Genomic DNA, 19440 nt, shown 5'->3' with positions numbered 1-19440 from the left:
CGGGTGGATGGGCAGCGGGGCAATATTTTGCTGGTATCGATACTCATGTTAATGGCACTGAGCTTAATGATGTTGAAAGCACTCCATTACCAACAAGAAAGTGCCATGCTCATGATGATAGATGAGCAAAAGTACCTGAACGCCTTTCAGCGGGCAGAGTCATCGCTGGAATGGGGAAAGGTGCAGTCATGGCAATTCAATATGCAGGAAGAGGAAAACTGGTTTTGCCAGCAACAACCGGAATTTCATTTGCAAAGCTGCCTTAAACACTATGCGGATAATCTTTTTCTATTAAAGGGGATGGCTCAGTTCGCGTCAGGGGAAAATCTTGAACTTTATCAATGGATGAAACAGATGAAAAACGCAAATAGAGATACACTTATTCCTATTGAAAGTGGTTGGCTGGATTTTTGCCCTGTTCCGCAGGCTGAATTTTGTTTATGAAACGATTCCATCTCCATCGACACGAGCGGCAAAATGGCATGAGTTTGCCGGAAGTTATGTTGGCATCTGTCGTGTTTGCGATCTCTTTGTTGGGCTTAATGCGTTACCATCAGGCACTGTCATCAAATTTTCAGCAGTACTGGTTGCAGCTTAAGGCGGTGAGATTGGCGCATGACCAGTTGGAGCAATATGAGCGGTTGGAAGGGCAGATTGTGTTGGAGGAAACTGAATCACAGCAAGGGTGGAAAATCGAACTTCAACGGGAATTTCGTTCTTTGGGATGCTATCAAATAACCGTTAATGTGACAAAAAGTTATAATCAATCTAATAAATTAGATCGCTGGTTTTGTGCAAGTGGGAGTATTGATGTTTAGAGTTTATCATTCAAATCAACTCGATATTCTTAAGGAGTTGATGGCAATATTTATCGGGGAAAATCCCCTTGCCGACCCATTTGGCAAAGAAGTGGTTCTAGTGCAAAGCCCCGGCATGTCACAGTGGCTGCAAATCCAACTGGCAGAAAAACTGGGGATTGCTGCGAACATGGAATTTCCACTGCCGGCTACTTTTATCTGGCAGATGTTTACGCAGGTATTGCCTGATGTTCCTAAAGATGGCTCATTCAGTAAGGATGCCATGAAATGGAAGCTGATGACGCTGTTACCCGGCTTGTTAACAGAGCCTGAGTTTTCGTCTCTCAGGCACTATCTCGACCAAGATATTGATAAACGTAAGATCCACCAGTTGGCAGGTCGAGTTGCTGATTTGTTTGACCAATATCTGGTTTATCGCCCTCAATGGCTGGAAAGCTGGGAAAGCGATCAGTCAATTGATGGGTTAAGTGATAACCAAGCGTGGCAAAAAAGATTATGGCTTGAACTGACAGAATATACCCGCCAGCTAGAACAACCGCTGTGGCACCGCGCTAACTTATATCATCGATTTATTTCAACTTTGCAAGAAGGCCGTTTTCCACTGGAAAAGCTGCCTGCACGGGTATTTATCTGTGGGATATCTACGTTACCTCCTGCTTATCTGCAAATATTTAAGGCATTGGGGAAACATATCGATATTCACCTGATGTTTACTAATCCGTGTCTGTACTATTGGGGGGATATCCAGAGTTATGCCTTTCTGGCCAAGTTAAATAGCCGTAAACCAAAACATTATCAAAGCGAGCAGTCACTGGAGCGATTTAGAGATCCAGAAAATGCGTCATCTCTCTTCAATGATGAAGGAGAGCAGAGTCTGAACAATCCCTTGTTGGCATCATGGGGTAAATTAGGCAGGGATAACCTCTACCTGCTATCGCAATTGGAACCTGACTCTGACGTTCATGCTTTTGTTGAACTGGAGCCGGGTTGTATCCTGCATCAAATCCAGCGGGATATGCTGAATCTTGAAGATCATGCTCAAATTGGTTCCACGGAACACTCTTTCAAAAATAGCCTAAAAAAACGTCAGATTGACGGTGAAGACCGCTCGCTATCTTTTCATTCATGTCATAGCCCACAGAGAGAGGTGGAAGTTTTGCAGGATCAGATCCTGCGTCTTCTGGATGATGAACCCTCACTGACACCACGAGACATCATCGTGATGATGGCAGATATTGACAGCTATGCTCCCTATATTCAGGCAGTTTTCGGCAATGCACCGGAGGAGCGCTATATCCCCTTTGCGATTTCTGATCGTAAAGCCCGTCAGGCTCACCCCGTCTTGCAGGCTTTCATTACCTTACTAGAACTACCGCAGAGTCGTTTTACGGCAGAGCAGGTGCTGGCATTACTGGAAGTGCCCGCATTGGCCAGCAAATTTGCCATTCAGGAAGATGGATTGCGTTTGTTACGGCGCTGGGTGAAAGAATCAGGGATTTGCTGGGGGTTGGATGACGACAACATAGAAGCACTGTCGTTGCCTGCTACTGGGCAGAACACGTGGCGTTTTGGTTTGACACGTATGTTATTGGGGTATGCTATGGACAGTCATGCAGGCCCATGGAATGACGTTTTGCCTTATGATGAATCCAGTGGTCTTGCCGCAGAACTGGCGGGGCAACTGGCTGAATTTTTAATGGAGCTGAACCGCTGGCGTAAAATTCTGAGTGAAGAGCAGAGGCTGTCGGATTGGCTGGCAGTATGTCCGCAACTGTTGGAAACTTTTTTTGATGCGGATGAGGAAACAGAGCTGGTATTGGCATTGATCACTCAGCAGTGGCAGAAAGTCATTGATCATGGTCTGAATGCTCATTATGACGAGAGTGTCCCTTTGGTGCTGCTGCGTGATGAATTGGCGCTGCGTTTTGATGATGAGAAAATCAGTCAGCGTTTTCTCGCAGGTTCGTTGAATTTCTGTACTCTTATGCCCATGCGTTCCATTCCTTTTAAAGTTGTTTGTCTGCTGGGCATGAATGATGGCGTTTATCCACGAACTATCCCGCCACTTGGGTTCGATCTGATGGCAGAAAAAAGCCAGCGGGGAGATAGGAAGCGGCGCGATGATGACCGTTATCTTTTTCTGGAAGCCCTGATTTCGGCAGAAACGTGTCTTTATATTAGTTACATCGGTAAATCGATTCGTGATGATACCGAGTGTAATCCTTCCGTATTGGTCAACGAGTTACTGGATTATGTCTGCCAGAGCTGTTGCTTGCCGGGAGATGAGATGCTGAATGTTGATGACAGTGCAAGGAACGTTAGAAATCACCTGCTGTTACAACATACTCGTGTTCCTTTTGCGATGGAAAACTTCGTGCCTGATCATTATCAGCAAAGTTATGCCGCAGAATGGTTGCCGGCGGCCAGTCAGCAAGGCGTTTCACCCGTCGATTTTTGCCAGCCGATTGGGTTTGAGAGTAGTGAGATAAAGGAAGTGACACTCGATGAGCTGATCCGTTTTTACCGTTACCCCGTCAGGGCATTTTTTCAGCGTCGGCTGAAAGTGCATTTCGTCATTGAAGAGACGGAACTGCCTGAAGAAGAACCTTTTGTACTCGATCATCTGCAACGTTATCAATTTAACCAATTGTTGTTGAATATCTTGATAGAAGAAGAGCCACCTGAATCTCTGTTTTATCATCTTCGTGCATCGGGTGGTTTGCCACATGGGGCGTTTGGTGAGGTTTATTGGCTGAATCAATTAGAAGCTATGCAGCCATTGGCAAATAAGATTCGGGAAGAGAGAATGGAGTCTTCTTTTATCGATTTACACCATGAGTTAGATACCGTGGTATTGACTGGAAAAATTCATCAGGTGCAGCCCGATGGAATTTTACGTTGGCGTCCAGCGAACTTAATGGCTAATGATGGTATCCAACTATGGATTGAACATCTTGCCTATTGCTTTTCGGGCAACAGTGGTGAGAGCCGCATGTATGGAAGGGAAAACAGCGAGTGGCGTTTTTCACCATTGACATCGGATGAGGCGAAAAAATATCTGAATCAGATGGTTGCCGGTTTTTTTCAGGGCATGTCTGAACCTCTCCCTTTGTTTTGCCGAAGCGGTTGGGCATGGCTGGATGATTGCTTTGACAGAGAGAGTCAGGAAATCAATTTCAGTGAGGAAGCTCAACAAAAAGCTGAAAACAAACTGATGCAGCAATGGCTGGGAACACAGGGAAAAAGTGGCGAAAGCAGTGATGCCTACGTTCAGCGCGCATTTAGGCAAGTTGATCAATTATTTTGGGTGCGTATGAAACGCGAAGTACAGAGTTATTTGTTGCCTATGGCTTGTCATTTAAGTCGCTCTTCATCTAAATAAATAGGGAAAATATTGGGTTATGCCTAAATATGTTATTCGCATCATGACGATGCTTTTTCTGCTCTTTTGGGGTTCCACAGCGTATGCAAAGTTGCCTTGGCAGCCTTTGCCTGAAACTATTAATAAAAGTGAACGAGATCTTCGTCAATATAAAGCCATCCAATTACCCAATGGCATGACGGTTTTGCTGGTTTCTGATGAAAAAGCCATTAAATCATTGGCTGCCATTTCAGTTCCGGTTGGTCATATGGAAAACCCTGATAACCAGCTTGGTCTGGCTCACTATTTGGAGCATATGGTGCTCATGGGCTCCAAGCGATACCCTCAATCTGGGGGTTTCACCGAGTTTTTGCAGAAGCACGGGGGAAGTCACAATGCCAGCACTTCAAGCAATCGTACCGCATTTTATCTGGAAGTTGAGAATGGCTCACTGACAGAAGCGACAGATCGCCTTAGCGATGCCCTTGCTGAACCGCTTCTTGACCCGGTTAACGCCGATCGTGAGCGTCATGCCATTGATAACGAAATGACCATTGCCCGTGCTGGTGAGGGTCATCGTATATGGCAGGTTCGTTCTGAAACGCTCAATCCTGCGCATCCCAATGCCCGTTTTGGTGGTGGAAACCTTGAAACGCTGAAAGATAAGCCCGACAGCAAGTTACAGGCCGCACTCATTGATTTTTACCAGCGCTATTACTCTGCCAATCTGATGAAAGGGGTGCTGTATGGTCATCAACCGATCGACAAACTGGCTCATATTGCGGTAGAAACCTTTGGCCGCATTCCGAACCGACAGGCTTCAGTCCCCGCTATTACGGTTCCGGCGATAACGGATAAAGAAAAAGGCATCATTATCCATTATGTGCCTTCGAAGCCCTATAAATCGTTACAACTGGAATTCAGCATTGCTGACAACAGTGCAGATTTTCGCAGTAAAACAGATGCCTATCTGGGATATCTGATTGGTAATCGTAGTGCGAACACGCTGTCTGACTGGCTTCAGAAACAAGGATTGGTTGAGGGCATCAGTGCCAGCGCCAGCCCGACGACGGATGGTAATTCAGGAACGTTTGGTATTTATGTCTCATTAACGGACAAAGGGTTTGAGCAGCGTGATCGGGTTATTGCGGCCATCTTCTCTTACATTAATTTGTTAAAGCAAAAGGGCATTGAAAAGAGCTATTTTGATGAAATGGCTAAAGTGCTCAATTTATCATTCGAGTATGCGTCAATCGTGCGGGATATGGGCTACATTCAGTGGCTGTCTGATGTTATGCAGGATGTCCCTATTTCCCATGTGCTGGATGTCGGCTATATTGCGGATGAATACAACCCACAAGCTATTTCCAGCCGTCTGGCTGAATTGACACCTGAAAATGCGCGTATTTGGTTTACTGGCCCGAAAGAGCCCCATAACAAGGAAGCTTACTTTGTTCAGGCGCCCTATCAGGTCAATAAAATCACCCCGCAACAGCGGACGGAATGGCGAAAACTCGAAAAAGAGGTTTCTCTCTCCTTGCCAGAACTGAACCCATTTATTCCTGATGATTTATCTTTGATTAAGGTATCTGGCAGTCAAAAACACCCGAAAATGATTTTTGAACAGCCAAATGTTCGTTTGCTCTATCTACAGAGCCAATATTTTGTGGATGAACCCAAGGCTATCATCACATTGAATATGCGTAATGCGGATGGAATGAATAATGCCAAAGATCAGGTTACTTATTCGTTATTGGCCTATTTGAGTGATATCGGATTGGATCAGCTTGGCTATCAGGCATCTGTAGGTGGCATGGGATTAACATTAGGGTATTCAGATGGCCTGCAAATTGGGGTGAGTGGTTATACTCAGCACTTGCCTGAACTGTTAACTTCGGCCATCAGCCAGTACATCGCGTTCACCCCCACTCAGGAAGAGCTGAATCAGGCAAAATCGCGGTATCGTGACCAAGTGGAAGCCGCCAATAATGGCAAGGCTTATGAAATGGCGACACACCCCGTCTCCCGTCTTTCTCGTGTGCCTTATTTTGAGCAGGCTGACCGTTTGACAGCCTTGGATACCATCACGATTGACGATATTGTTAAATACCGTCAGAGAATGATTCAGCATTCGGCTTTACAGGCGGGAATTTTCGGTAATTTAACGGAAAAGCAGAGTATCGATATCGTTAAGTCGGCACATAAGCAACTCGCGAATCAGGGAACGACGTGGTGGAGTGGCGACCGTATCGTGGTTGATCGTGATTATGCGGTGAATTTTAAAGGAACTGCCAGCAGTACCGATAATGCACTGTCTGAAGTCTATATTCCAACGGGATATGACCGAATCAATGGTTATATCTATTCCAATCTGCTGGGGCGTATTTTGTCACCTTGGTTCTTTGAACAACTCAGAACATCGGAACAACTGGGCTATGTCGCTTCTGCTTTCAACACCAGCGTGGGTGAACAATCGGGATTGGGCTTTCTGTTGCAGAGTAACAGCAAGCAACCTGATTACCTGCATCAACGCTACCAGAGCTTCTATCAACAGGCCGCAAAAAAATTACAGGCAATGCCTGATGCTGATTTTGAACAGTATAAACAAGCGTTATTGACAGAAATGCGGCAGCCACCAGAAACTTTTTATTCAGAAGCATCTCGTTATAACTATGATTTTGGGTGTAATAACTTCAAATTTGATACACACGAAAAAACCATTGCTGCTCTGGAGAAAGTGACTAAGGCGCAACTGATTACGTTTTATGATAAAGCGGTTATGAAGCGTCAAGGATTGGCACTGATTTCCCAAATTACCGGGAAAAAAGGGACAGCGCATCAATATGCCGAGCTGAAAGGCTGGAAAACTTACTCTAACGTGTCAGATTTCCAGAAACAACTGCCGGTTAAGGTGAATGCTCAGTGAGCACAGAAATACTAAACCATAAACTTAACCCATTAACACTGCCGCTGCATGGTCAGCGGCTGATTGAGGCTTCAGCGGGGACGGGAAAGACCTACACGATAGGTTTGCTCTATCTCCGTTTGTTACTCGGATTAGGCGGCGATGCCGCCTTTTTCCGCCCGCTGAATGTCGAAGAAATCCTGGTTGTAACCTTTACTGAAGCTGCAACGGATGAATTGCGTGGACGTATCCGCGAAAATATCCATCAGCTTCGTTTGGCGTGTATTCGCGAAGGAACGTCGGGTAGTGATCCTGTTTATCAGCAATTGCTGGATCAAATTCCTGACAGAGCGAGTGCTGCCAGTTGGCTTCTGGCCGCTGAACGTCAAATGGACGAAGCGGCAATTTATACTATTCATGGTTTTTGCCAGCGAATGCTGGTGCATAATGCCTTTGAATCCGGTGTCCTGTTTGACCAAACGTTGATTCAGGATGAATACCCGCTGCGCAAACAAAGCTGTGCCGATTTTTGGCGGCGTCACTGTTACCCGCTCTCGTTGTCAATGGCGACGGTGATTAATCAAGAATGGAGTGGGCCAGAGGCGCTGCTTAAGGATGTTTCCTCTCACCTGCAAGGGGATATGCCTTATATCGTCAATGCGCCTGACAGTGATGAAACCCTGATTGGCCGTCATGAAAAGATCATTGGTCTGATTGATACAGTCAAGCGTCAGTGGAATGATGTAGCACAGGATTTACACGATCTCATTGCCAATTCCGATGTTGATAAGCGTAGTTACAGTAAAAAGAATTTACCCAACTGGCTGAACAGTGTTTCTGAATGGGCTAAATCACAGACCAGTGACTATCAGCTTCCCAAAGAGTTAGATAAATTCTGTCAGTCACGATTGGCGGAAAAGACCAAAAAGGGCGAAGCTCCTCAGCATACAGTGTTTGCTGTCATCGATGATTTATATCAGCAACCGCTAACACTGCGGGACATCATTATCTCCAAGGCGATTGTTGAAATACGTCAGTCCGTCAATCAGGAAAAGTTGATGCGCGGACACATGGGATTTGATGACTTACTGACGCGGCTGGACAGCGCCTTGCAACGGGAGGGAGGAGAACAGCTTGCGACGACTATCCGACAGCGTTATCCCGTTGCTATGATCGATGAGTTTCAGGACACCGACCCGCAGCAATACCGCATTTTTCAAGCCATATATCGCGATCAGCCGAAAAATGAGCAGCCGGAGAACGGTTTGCTGTTTATCGGTGATCCCAAGCAAGCGATTTATGCGTTCCGTGGTGCGGATATTTTTACCTATATTCGGGCGCGTTCCCAAGTCAGTGCTCATTACACGCTGGAAACCAACTGGCGCTCTTCCGTGCCAATGGTGCAAGCGGTCAATAAGCTGTTTTCCCACACAGAACGCCCCTTCTTGTTTAGCCAAATCCCGTTTATTAGTGTGAAAGCCGCAGAGAAAAACCATAGCCTGAAATTCTTGCTCCACCATCAGGAGCAGGCGGCTTTGCAGTTTTGGTTACAGCCCGGAGAGGGGGTTGCCAAAGGGGGATATGAACAAAGCATGGCGCGGCACTGTGCTGCCCAAATCCGGGATTGGTTGCTGGCCGGGCAACAAGGGCAGGCACTTTTGCAGCAGGCAGGAAAAAGCCAACCCGTCACGGCGGCAGATATTACTGTGCTGGTGCGCAGCCGCCGCGAAGCGGCACTGATCCGTGATGAATTGAATGCGCTCAAGATACCGTCGGTATTTCTTTCCAACCGTGACAGTGTATTTGATACGCCAGAAGCGAAGGATTTGCTTTGGCTATTACAAGCGGTGCTATCACCGGAGAAGGAGCGTGAACTCCGGAGTGCATTGGCCAGTAGCTTATTTGGCTTGAGTGCGCAGCAAATTGATCAGTTGAATCACGATGAAACCGCATGGGATCAGCTGGTGGATGAATTTTCCGGTTATGCCCGGTTATGGCGCTCCCGTGGGGTGTTGCCGATGTTGCGGGCGGTCATGGTGAAATACCAGATTGCAGAAAATCTACTGGCCGGGTATGACGGTGAGCGCCGGCTGACTGATGTCATGCACATTGGCGAGTTGTTGCAGGAAACATCGCTGCAATTGGATAGCGAACATGCAGTAGTTCGCTGGCTGGCGCAACAGATTTCCCGTCCTGATCCCCAATCAGAAACCCAGCAGATGCGGCTGGAAAGTGATAAGCATCTGGTGCAGATATGTACCATCCATAAATCGAAAGGATTGGAATACCCACTGGTTTGGCTGCCGTTCATATGTAGTTTCAGGAAACAGGAACAGGCGATTTACCATGATCGTCAGAGTTTTGAGACTCACTTCAGTATCTTCCAGGATGATGAAAAGAAGGCACTGGCAGATGAAGAACGATTGGCAGAAGATTTGCGTCTGCTCTATGTTGCCTTAACACGGTCGATTTATCACTGTAGTGTCGGGGTTGCGCCACTGATTCAAGGCAATAAGAAAAAAGCAGGCAATACGGATTTACACTTATCTGCCCTTGGTTATCTGTTGCAGAAAGGGCAGCAAGGTGATGCGCAATTGCTGGCAGATAGTTTAGATGAATTCAGTGGTGGCGGTATTCAGGTCACGCTGATGGAGCAAACTGATGATGCGCAGTGGTGTTCGCAAAATGACAAGGACTCATTGCTGGCGGCCAGAAAATTCCGGCGCTCCATTCAGGATGATTGGCGGGTAACTAGTTATTCTGGCTTGCAGTATTCCTCTTCGCACTCTATTTCCCATGGGTATGCCAGTGCGTTTGGAGAATCGGTGGATGTCATTGTGCAGTCGATTGCCCCGAAACTGGATATTGATGCGCGTGGCGAAAAGCAGGAGGAACAATCATCGCAGATGACACCACATACTTTTCCTCGCGGGGCATCTGCTGGCACCTTCTTGCATAGCATCTTGGAAGATCTCGACTTTAGCGAGCTACCTGAGCAGGTGTGGCTGGCAGAAAAATTAACGGCAGCCGGGTTTGATGAGAACTGGGCGCCAGTATTACAGCAGTGGATAGCGGATTTCGTGACCGCAGAGCTAGATGAGCAGGGAATGCAACTTGCCCATGTTCCTCGTCATCAGCAACAAAGTGAAATGCAGTTTTATTTACCTGTTGATAAGCTGCTGCATTCACATGCATTGAATACATTGACCCGCCGTTATGATCCGCTGTCTGCACAATGCGCACCTTTATCTTTTCATCAGGTCAAGGGCATGCTGAAAGGGTTTATTGATTTAGTTTTTTGCTGGCAGGGTAAGTTTTATGTGGTGGATTACAAGTCAAACTGGCTGGGGGAGAGCAGTCAGTCATACACTCAGGAAGCCATGATCAGAGCCATGATAGAACATCGGTACGATTTGCAGTATCAACTCTATACGTTGGCGTTACATCGTTATTTGCGTCACCGATTGGCGAATTATGATTATCAGCAGCATTTTGGGGGAGTTATCTACCTGTTTCTGCGTGGGATTGATAAGGCTAATCCAGGACATGGTGTTTATCGTTATTTGCCCCCCATTGAATTTGTTGATGAACTGGATAGGCTTTTCAGCGCGGCTGGCGAGGAGCAAGGCGTATGAGTGACATGAAATTATTGTTGCAGCAAGCCGTTGCCCAAAAATTACTGCGTCCGCTGGATGTGCAGTTTGCCTATGCGATGATTGAAAACGGAGATCCGTTGTTATTGTTGATTACGGCATTGGTGAGTGCTGAATCGGGTGCAGGGCATGTCTGTCTGCCATTAGAGCGGATCTCGCCTGAATATTTATTTGAGGGGCGGCAGCCTGAATTGGCAGCATTGCTCTGGTCTGCGGCGGGGAAGCCAAATCAACAGCAAGTTATTTCAGCTTTACAAGCATGTCCCGCAGTGAGCACGGGAGAATCTCCCGCACCGATCATTCTTTCCCGCCACGGGCTTTCTGATTATCGCCTTTACATGCAACGCATGTGGCAAAGTGAGCGTCGGGTCGCGGAGTTTTTTTCGTCGGTAGAATTTTCTGACGATATTGATGAAGTGCAGTTACGTCGCATTTTGGATGAACTTTTTGGTGTGACCGCCGAAGGGGAAATAGATTGGCAGAAAGTGGCAGCAGCAGTTGCTGTCACCAGCCGTATTTCCGTTATTTCCGGCGGGCCAGGGACAGGAAAAACGACGACGGTAGCTAAGTTGCTGGCCGCCTTGATCAAACTGAATGAAGGCAAAACACTGAGCATTCAATTGGCGGCACCCACTGGCAAAGCGGCCGCCAGATTGACTGAATCGCTGAGTGAGGCAGTCGATAAACTGGCTTTAACATCACAACAATCGAATAGCATTCCTGAGCAGGCGCAAACGATTCATCGCCTGTTGGGAGCGCAGCCAGATAGCCAAAAACTGCGTTATCACCGCGATAATCCGCTATCTCTTGATATTTTGATCATCGATGAAGCCTCAATGGTGGACTTACCGATGATGGCACGTTTGATAGAAGCCCTGCCGCCACGGGCAAAAGTGATTTTCCTGGGGGATAAAGATCAGTTGGCCTCGGTTGAAGCGGGAGCCGTATTGGGGGATATTTGCCGCTTTGCTGAACAAGGTTATAGCGCCAAGCGTGCCGAACAATTGAGTCAGTTGACTGGCTGTCAGTTAACATCGTATTCAATGCCTGATTCTGGAGAACATGCACTGGCAGTCCGTGATTGTTTATGTCTGTTGCGTAAAAGCTATCGTTTCAACTCGGCTTCGGGTATCGGGCAATTGGCATCGGCGGTTAATCAAGGGAATAGCGCCGGGGTATCTGCCGTATTGAGTCGATCTTTGCCTGATGTTCACTTCAATCCTCTTTCAGGAGATGAAGATTATCAGCGTTTACTGACGCAAACCGCAGAAGGTTATTACCGTTATTTAGCGATGGTGAACGAACAGGCGGCTGACAAAGATATTTTGGCAGAGTTTAACCGTTTCAGGTTGTTGTGTGCCTTGAGGGAAGGGCCATTTGGTGTCAGCGGTTTGAACCAGCGGGTGGAGCAATTGTTACACCGTAAAGGCGTCATTTCTCTGCCCAGAAGTGCAGAGAGCGGTGGTTATGCCGGACGACCCATTATGATCTTGCGCAACGACAGTACACTGGGGCTATTTAATGGTGACATCGGTATTATGCTCAGGAATAAGGATAATGAACTGAAAGCCCATTTCCAGCTATCTGATGGGACGATAAAGCCATTTCAGCCGAGCCGATTGCCTCAGCATGAAACGGCCTATGTGATGACTGTCCATAAATCCCAAGGTTCTGAGTTTGAACACACCGCATTAGTCTTGCCGACTCAGTTCTCGCCGGTTGTCAGCAGAGAACTGGTGTATACAGCTTTGACCCGTGCCCGTGAAAAATTGACGCTTTATGCACATAAACCCGTTCTGGACAAGGCGGTGGGTACACCAACACAGCGGCGTAGTGGCTTGGCAGAATGGCTCAAGCCACAGGGAAAGCGCCAGTCAGGTCAGTGAACCTCTAAATTTAACATCAAGATTTTCGAACAGCGCTGGTAGTTATACAGCGCTTGTTTTTCCACTGGCAGCATATTGATTTCAGCAGGTTCAAAGCCTTTTTCCTGAAACCAGTGGATACTGCGGGTCGTGAGTACGAATAGTTTTTCCAGCCCTGCCTGTCTGGCCTGACTGGCGATGGAATCCAGTAATACTTCGCCACGGGAAGAGTTCCGGTAGTTGGGATGAACCGCAACACAGGCCATTTCACCAATTTTTTCGTCAGGGTAAGAATAGAGCGCGGCGCAGGCGATTGTTACATTATCGTGCTCTATCAGAGTGAACTTATCAATTTCCATTTCCAGTTGTTCTCGTGAGCGGCGAACCAAGATGCCTGTCTGTTCCAATGGACGAATAAGCTCAAGAATGCCACCAATATCATTGATATTGGCTCGACGGATCTGTTCGGAGCGCTCCATGACTATCTGGGTTCCACTGCCTTCACGGGAGAATAATTCCTGAACCAGCGAGCCATTTTCCCGATAGCTGATCAAATGGCTGCGACGAACCCCACGACGGCAGGCTTTGATGGCTCCTCTCAAGAAGCGGACGGTACCTGAAGAATAATCTCCCTCACTTTCCAGCTCATTCAGTCGTGCTTGCCCCTCATTGGGAACAATTTCCGACAGGATATTCCCCTCTGCATCAAGTACGCCCTGTGATGAGCAGAACCCGATCAATTTTTCGGCTTTTAATTTAATCGCCAATTGTGAGGCTATTTCTTCGGAAGTCAGGTTGAAACTTTCACCTGTGACGGAAACGGCAACGGGCCCAATTAATACAATAGAATGGTTATCCAACTGCTGGTTAATGGCTTCCTCGTCAATGCGGCGGATCCTGCCACTATGACAGTAATCAATGCCATCATCGACACCTAGTGGCTGGGCGATAATAAAGTTACCGCTGACAACGTTAATATTGGCACCTTGCAATGGTGTATTGCTGAGGCTCATGGAAAGACGGGCCGTAATATCAAGCTGTAGCAGGCCTGCGGACTGTTTGACCAGCTCCAGTGTTTTGGCATCCGTAACTCTGGTGTGCTTGTGATAAATCGGCTGACTATGGTATTCGGCAAGCTTTTGGTCGATTTGGGGACGAGCGCCATACACGACGATCAAACGGATGCCCAGATTATGCAGTAGGCCGATGTCATTAACGATATTTGGAAAATTCTCGTGAGCGATAGCCTCACCGCCCAACATAATGACAAAGGTTTTGCCTCGATGTGCATTTATATACGGAACTGAATGCCGGAAAACTTCAACCAATTCAGTACAGCTTTCTTTCATGAAACTCCCCTGATGAATTCTTATTCATAATTTTTGTATTTTTATTCTTTTTTGTCAAAAATGGCAAGAGGGAACATGGATAAAAATAACGATATTATTTATATTGATATTAATAAATTGAGAGAGCATAAAATGCTTTTTTTGATGACAGCCACTCGCTAATTAATTAGAGTTTGCCGCCTGACAGTCTTTTTTGGCAAGATTACCGCGTTTGGTTGTTTTTAAATGGAATAAACGATGAGTCATTCAGACCATAATCCTTCACGTCGCAATTTGTTGAAAGGCGCAGCAGCTATGTGGTTGTTGAGCATTAGCTCAATAGGGCACGCAGCAACGTCAAAAATTATTGCTGTTCGTATCTGGCCTGCATCAAGTTATACCAGAGTGACACTGGAGGCTAATATTTCACTGAAATATCGTCAATTTTCTCTTTCAAACCCTAACCGGATTGTCATCGACTTGCAGGGTGTTCAGCTTAATAGTGCCCTGAGCGGTATGGGGTCGCAGATTCATCAGCGAGATCCCTATTTAAAATTGGTACGAGCCGGGCAATTCGATCCCAAAACCGTGCGTCTGGTGTTTGAAATTAAGCAGCCAGTTGTCCCGCATATTTTTACACTGCCACCTATTGCGAAATTCAAACATCGTCTGGTGTTAGATCTTTATCCGAGCAAGGCGGCAAATGTGGAGGATGATCCCTTGCAAGCGCTGTTGGAAGAATACAACAGCGGGGATTTGGAGAAGAATCTGCCTGCTGAAAAGAGAAAACCGGGGCAGGCAGGCAGGAACAGACCGATTGTTATTATGCTTGATCCGGGGCATGGCGGTGAAGATTCAGGTGCCATTGGGAAATATAAGACCCGTGAGAAAGATGTGGTGTTACAGATTGCCCGCCGCCTGCAAACACTGATCAAACGTGAGCCCGGCATGAAAGTTTACATGACGCGTAATGAGGATGTTTTCATTCCATTGCAGGTCAGGATCGCGAAAGCACGCAAGATGCAGGCGGATTTATTTGTTTCTATTCATGCGGATGCCTTTACCAATCGAGCCGCACGAGGATCTTCCGTGTTCGCGTTATCAACCAAGGGAGCAACCAGCAATACCGCCCGTTTTCTGGCACAGACCCAGAATGAGGCTGACTTGATTGGGGGAGTTAGCAAAAGTGGTGATGAATATCTGGATCATACTATGTTGGATCTGGTTCAAACCGCGACGATTAATGATAGCCTCAAATTTGGCAGTGAAGTGCTAAAACGGATTGGCAAGGTCAATAAACTGCATAAAAATAGTATCGATCAGGCGGGATTTGCAGTATTGAAAGCACCGGATATTCCGTCCATTTTGGTTGAAACGGCATTTATCAGTAATCTGGAAGAAGAACGCAAATTGAAAACGGCGAAATTCCAGCAGCAAGTGGCAGAATCCATTTTTGCAGGTATTAAGGCTTATTTTAAAAGTGGTGTAGAGCTGGCACGGCGGTGAAATATCCGCCTTTAATCAGTGCGAATAAAACAAACAGGATTAAAAATTAAGGGGAAAAGAGGGAAATACAAGGAAGTGAGATCGTGAAAGATACAAAAGAAAAGTTGGTTGCGGGGGCCGGATTTGAACCGACGACCTTCGGGTTATGAGCCCGACGAGCTACCAGGCTGCTCCACCCCGCGTCCGTCTACTACTTGCACATACTAAATGATAATATTCTTTGGTACTAAACCCTGCCGATATGACATCGTACAGAATTGGTTGCGGGGGCCGGATTTGAACCGACGACCTTCGGGTTATGAGCCCGACGAGCTACCAGGCTGCTCCACCCCGCGTCCGTCTACTACTTGCACATACTAAATGATAACATTCTTTAGTACTAAATCCTGCCGATATGACATCGTATAGGATTGGTTGCGGGGGCCGGATTTGAACCGACGACCTTCGGGTTATGAGCCCGACGAGCTACCAGGCTGCTCCACCCCGCGTCTGATGTCGGCACACTATACGCAGGTTCAGCGCTGTTGCAAGTTTTTTGTTGATATTTACCGATCTTATTTATTGTATGGTTAAAAATAGCACTATTTGTTGTGTTTTTGTTCATTTGTGGGTTTATGGAACGGTAATCTATTTTTTCTTAACGACATTTTATTATTTACCAGGGTTTGATATTGTTCGTCGTCGAATCGTGATGACAGGAGATAAGGCATAATATGAAACTTTGGGGCAAATATCTTTTATGCGGATTTGTCATTTCGTTATTATCGGGTTGCCAGGTGCGTCCTACAGATCAAGGGCAGCAGTATAAAGATGGCCGCATTAGCGAAGATCTCCAGCTTGTTAATATTCCAAATGCACAAGGCTCTCCTATCAACGCCGGAGATTTTCAGGCACAAGTCAAATTTATCAGCAAATCTTCTCCTCGGCTCTATGGGAATAATCGTGCAACGCTTGATGCCATCCAGAATTGGATGCTGTCTGGTGGGGATCCGCGTGAATTAAACCAGTTTGGGTTGCTGGCCTATCAGATGGACGGTGACGATAATTACGGTAATGTTAAGTTTACCGGTTATTACACGCCAGTTTTGCAGGCACGCCATGTTAAGCAGGGCGAGTTTAAATATCCTCTATATCGAATGCCAAGTAAGTCGCGTTTTCGCCTGCCAAACCGTGCAGCTATATACAATGGGGCTTTGAGTGAAAAATTTATCATAGGGTACACTAATTCCCTGATTGATAATTTTTTGATGGAAGTGCAGGGGAGTGGTTATATCGATTTTGGTGATGGCAACCCATTGACCTTCTTCGGTTATAGCGGGAAGAATGGCCATGCTTATCAGAGTATCGGCAAGATACTTGTTAACCGAGGAGAAGTGCCTCTTGAAAAAATGTCACTGAAAGCTATTCACCAGTGGGCATCTCAACATAATGAATCAGAGGTACGAGAGCTGCTGGAACAGAATCCCTCTTTTGTTTTCTTTAAGCCCGAACCCTTTACGCCTGTGCGGGGAGCCAGTGCTGTGCCTCTTGTCGCGGAAGCATCGGTGGCATCGGATAAAGTATTGATTCCACCCGGAACGGCATTATTGGCGGAAGTGCCGGTGTTGGATAAAACAGGAAAATTTACCGGGCAGTATCGGATGCGTCTGATGGTGGCACTGGATGTTGGAGGTGCAATAAAAGGCAATCATTTCGATATCTATCATGGTGTAGGTCATGATGCTGGAGAAGCAGCCGGTTTTTATAATCACTATGGTCGTGTCTGGGTATTGAAGAAATCGTCGTCTGGCTTTTTGACGGCAAACCAGTAAGATCCAGCCCAGTTAAAACAATCGATAAATTACCTCTATGGGATAGGTCTTAGAGCCGATCCCATTAATTACGCCTACTGAGATAGGCTCTGATTCAGGATTTATTTAGTGATGCAAGTTTCTCTCTCTGATGCTTATCTTCAGCGTTTTGCTGGTACCGCGCGGTTATATGGCCAGAAAGCGCTTTCATTATTTGCCCGTTCACATGTCTGTGTCGTTGGCATTGGCGGTGTTGGCTCATGGGCGGCGGAAGCCCTGGCGCGCACAGGCATTGGGGCAATCACGCTAATTGATATGGATGATGTCTGTATCACCAATACTAACCGCCAGTTGCATGCGCTGGTACAGAATGTAGGGTTGCCAAAAACTGAGGTGATTGCTGAACGGATACGGGCAATCAACCCGGAGTGCCAAGTCACCTGCATTGATGATTTTGTGACTCCCGATAATGTGGCTGAGTTGATGTCGGCTGAGTTCAGTTATGTGATTGATGCCATTGACAGTGTGCGTCCAAAAGCGGCGCTGCTGGCTTATTGCCGCCGCTATAAAATTCCGCTTGTTACGACTGGCGGGGCTGGGGGGCAGCTTGATCCTGCTCAGATCCAGGTGGTGGATCTGGCGAAAACGGTGCAAGATCCGCTGGCGGCCAAATTGAAGGAACGCCTAAAATCTGACTATAACGTGGTGAAAAACGGCAAAGGTAAATTGGGGATCGACTGTGTATTCTCAACAGAACAGTTGGTTTACCCGCAATCTGACGGTACGGTCTGCGCGGCCAAAAACACGGCGGATGGTTCGAAACGGATGGATTGTGCGTCCGGTTTTGGTGCCGCAACGATGGTCACGGCAACGTTTGGGTTTATTGCCGTGTCTCACGCACTGAAAAAAATGGTGGCAAAAGCCGAGCGGGAAAACAGGCTTTAAGGCTTACTATCCGAGGAAGCCCTTATAGTGTTTTAAATTCCGTTTTCTGAGACGAGAGCATAAAAAACTGTGGGGTATTTATGCCGCAACCGCTTCTGTCCAACAATGCTCCGTTTCGTCACCTAATTTTATGCCCGGATACCAGTGCTCAAATTGGGTTTTTAAATCATCATTCAGTACCGCCGTGCGTGTCTGAAGTAAGTAATGCGCGCCTTGTTGGCTCCATTGCATCTGCGGCTTTTTCACCATCCGTTTAGTGATAACTTCATTGATCGTCGATTCAACAAATGATGAAGAAATCGGTTCGCCATATCGGTACATTTCACCGTAATTCGGGATCATCATGCTGTTATTTTCAATATAGGTATACATTTCATCGAGATATTTTAACCATGATTTATTGTTACCATAATGTGATATGTCCTCATCACACATCGCAGCACAATCATCCAGGTGTTCTAATGCCTTAATCACATTTCCATGCCAGATAGACCATTTTGTACTGGTTAAAGAGTCCAATCATTCTGCACCGAGTTCCGGCGCGTTTTTAGATACCCCTTTGGCATATTGTTTTAATACGGTCAGGCGCATCGTGATATGAAACCAGTCGAGCACGTGCTGGGATTCAGGGTACAAATTAAATTGCAGATCCCTGAGATTATCAGCGCTATCTGATAAGAAAGTAATTTGTTGATTAGCCTGCATTCCCTGTGAAGATAACTGAGCCATCAGTTTTCTTCGGGCATGATTTTCCAGACATTGCACAAAACCAAAGCGTTTGGTTGGGACATGAGTAGCGAATGATTTTCCGGCGATGACTTCGAAATGATGTTTTCTATCGTCCCGGTTTCTGACGTAGCCACCATCGATACCCACCGTCATTGGTTTTCCCGGTTTGGGTAATTTTTCCCATCCTCTGGGATCGCCGGGGAGAAAATCAGGCAACCCCTCTAATTCGGCCTCTTGTCTCTTGGCCGTCTGGCAAAGATGATTTCTGACTGTGGCGGCATTACAGCGTTCTCCCACCGGCAGAATATCTTTGAGCAGATTAGCGGTCAATCTATAAGACATCAGTGAAGCCCACCGGGTTTCTATATACTTGAGTTCCGGGTGAGTATGCGCATCACACCAGTGATTGAGCAAGCTAACGGTTTGGGTTGAATGTTTCTCACAAGCGCACCGGTAAACCCGAAATCCCTCCACGGGGATAATGCTAGACAAGGTTCGATACTGAATTGTCTGTTTGCCTTTTATCCGTCGATTTCGTTG

10 protein-coding genes, 3 tRNA genes and 1 pseudogene are annotated in these 19440 nt (G+C 46.7%); 9 read left to right on the top strand and 5 right to left on the bottom strand.

Annotated features, from left to right (window positions below):
* The first annotated feature begins 3 nt into the window (after positions 1-3).
* From PSI22_RS17765 to recD, 6 genes are read left to right on the top strand one after another with little or no spacing between them, the layout of a single operon-like run.
* Positions 4-444: a YgdB family protein gene (locus PSI22_RS17765; protein WP_273580892.1), complete on the top strand. Its 441-nt coding sequence runs from the start codon at positions 4-6 to the stop codon at positions 442-444.
* The gene (locus tag PSI22_RS17760) at positions 441-818 is read left to right on the top strand and encodes a prepilin-type N-terminal cleavage/methylation domain-containing protein (protein WP_038185285.1); all 378 of its coding nucleotides are present in this window, start codon (positions 441-443) and stop codon (positions 816-818) included. The genes PSI22_RS17765 and PSI22_RS17760 overlap by 4 nt, the downstream gene beginning before the upstream one ends.
* Positions 811-4200 (top strand): exodeoxyribonuclease V subunit gamma, encoded by a 3390-nt coding sequence (gene recC, locus PSI22_RS17755; RefSeq protein ID WP_273580891.1) that lies wholly within the window; start codon positions 811-813, stop codon positions 4198-4200. The genes PSI22_RS17760 and recC overlap by 8 nt, the downstream gene beginning before the upstream one ends.
* A gap of 19 nt (positions 4201-4219) precedes the next feature.
* Positions 4220-7105: a pitrilysin gene (gene ptrA / locus PSI22_RS17750; protein WP_273580890.1), complete on the top strand. Its 2886-nt coding sequence runs from the start codon at positions 4220-4222 to the stop codon at positions 7103-7105.
* Positions 7102-10719: an exodeoxyribonuclease V subunit beta gene (gene recB, locus PSI22_RS17745; protein WP_273580889.1), complete on the top strand. Its 3618-nt coding sequence runs from the start codon at positions 7102-7104 to the stop codon at positions 10717-10719. Before ptrA ends, recB begins: the two co-directional genes overlap by 4 nt.
* Positions 10720-10724: 5 nt before the next feature.
* Complete coding sequence (gene recD / locus PSI22_RS17740; protein ID WP_273580904.1) at positions 10725-12623, top strand: exodeoxyribonuclease V subunit alpha; 1899 nt, start codon at positions 10725-10727, stop codon at positions 12621-12623.
* Here recD and argA read toward each other — a convergent pair.
* A complete protein-coding gene (gene argA, locus PSI22_RS17735) occupies positions 12617-13951 on the bottom strand; it encodes an amino-acid N-acetyltransferase (RefSeq protein WP_273580888.1) in 1335 nt (444 codons plus the stop codon). The genes recD and argA overlap by 7 nt on opposite strands.
* 237 nt (positions 13952-14188) lie before the next feature.
* On the opposite strand from argA, the gene amiC reads away from it, so the two are divergent.
* Complete coding sequence (gene amiC, locus PSI22_RS17730) at positions 14189-15436, top strand: N-acetylmuramoyl-L-alanine amidase AmiC (RefSeq protein WP_273580887.1); 1248 nt, start codon at positions 14189-14191, stop codon at positions 15434-15436.
* Positions 15437-15541: 105 nt separating this feature from the next.
* On the opposite strand, the gene PSI22_RS17725 is transcribed toward amiC, so the two are convergent.
* The 3 genes from PSI22_RS17725 to PSI22_RS17715 form a co-directional block, all read right to left on the bottom strand.
* A tRNA-Met gene (locus PSI22_RS17725) sits at positions 15542-15618 on the bottom strand.
* Between the two features lie 76 nt (positions 15619-15694).
* Positions 15695-15771 (bottom strand) — tRNA-Met (locus PSI22_RS17720).
* A 76-nt stretch (positions 15772-15847) separates the two neighbouring features.
* Positions 15848-15924 (bottom strand) — tRNA-Met (locus PSI22_RS17715).
* A gap of 225 nt (positions 15925-16149) precedes the next feature.
* On the opposite strand from PSI22_RS17715, the gene mltA reads away from it, so the two are divergent.
* Both mltA and tcdA read left to right on the top strand, forming a co-directional pair.
* Complete coding sequence (gene mltA / locus PSI22_RS17710; RefSeq protein WP_273580886.1) at positions 16150-17247, top strand: murein transglycosylase A; 1098 nt, start codon at positions 16150-16152, stop codon at positions 17245-17247.
* A 111-nt stretch (positions 17248-17358) separates the two neighbouring features.
* Positions 17359-18171, top strand: a complete 813-nt coding sequence (gene tcdA / locus PSI22_RS17705) for a tRNA cyclic N6-threonylcarbamoyladenosine(37) synthase TcdA (RefSeq protein WP_273580903.1) — start codon at positions 17359-17361, stop codon at positions 18169-18171.
* A 78-nt stretch (positions 18172-18249) separates the two neighbouring features.
* Here the strand turns inward: tcdA and PSI22_RS17700 are convergent.
* Positions 18250-19440, bottom strand: a pseudogene (locus PSI22_RS17700) (ISKra4 family transposase); the annotation flags it as partial.

Source organism: Xenorhabdus aichiensis (assembly GCF_028598775.1).
Taxonomy (GTDB): Bacteria; Pseudomonadota; Gammaproteobacteria; order Enterobacterales; family Enterobacteriaceae; genus Xenorhabdus; species Xenorhabdus bovienii.
Note: the sequence above shows the minus strand (reverse complement) of the source record. Positions and strands in the feature narration are given on the sequence as shown.

What these genes read in the sequence shown, in the direction of transcription:
- tcdA (WP_273580903.1), top strand. Translation starts at nt 17,359, where the DNA reads ATGCAAGTTTCTCTCTCTGATGCTTATCTTCAGCGTTTTGCTGGTACC.
- argA (WP_273580888.1), bottom strand. Translation starts at nt 13,951, where the DNA reads ATGAAAGAAAGCTGTACTGAATTGGTTGAAGTTTTCCGGCATTCAGTT.
- amiC (WP_273580887.1), top strand. Translation starts at nt 14,189, where the DNA reads ATGAGTCATTCAGACCATAATCCTTCACGTCGCAATTTGTTGAAAGGC.
- mltA (WP_273580886.1), top strand. Translation starts at nt 16,150, where the DNA reads ATGAAACTTTGGGGCAAATATCTTTTATGCGGATTTGTCATTTCGTTA.
- recC (WP_273580891.1), top strand. Translation starts at nt 811, where the DNA reads ATGTTTAGAGTTTATCATTCAAATCAACTCGATATTCTTAAGGAGTTG.
- ptrA (WP_273580890.1), top strand. Translation starts at nt 4,220, where the DNA reads ATGCCTAAATATGTTATTCGCATCATGACGATGCTTTTTCTGCTCTTT.
- PSI22_RS17760 (WP_038185285.1), top strand. Translation starts at nt 441, where the DNA reads ATGAAACGATTCCATCTCCATCGACACGAGCGGCAAAATGGCATGAGT.
- recD (WP_273580904.1), top strand. Translation starts at nt 10,725, where the DNA reads ATGAAATTATTGTTGCAGCAAGCCGTTGCCCAAAAATTACTGCGTCCG.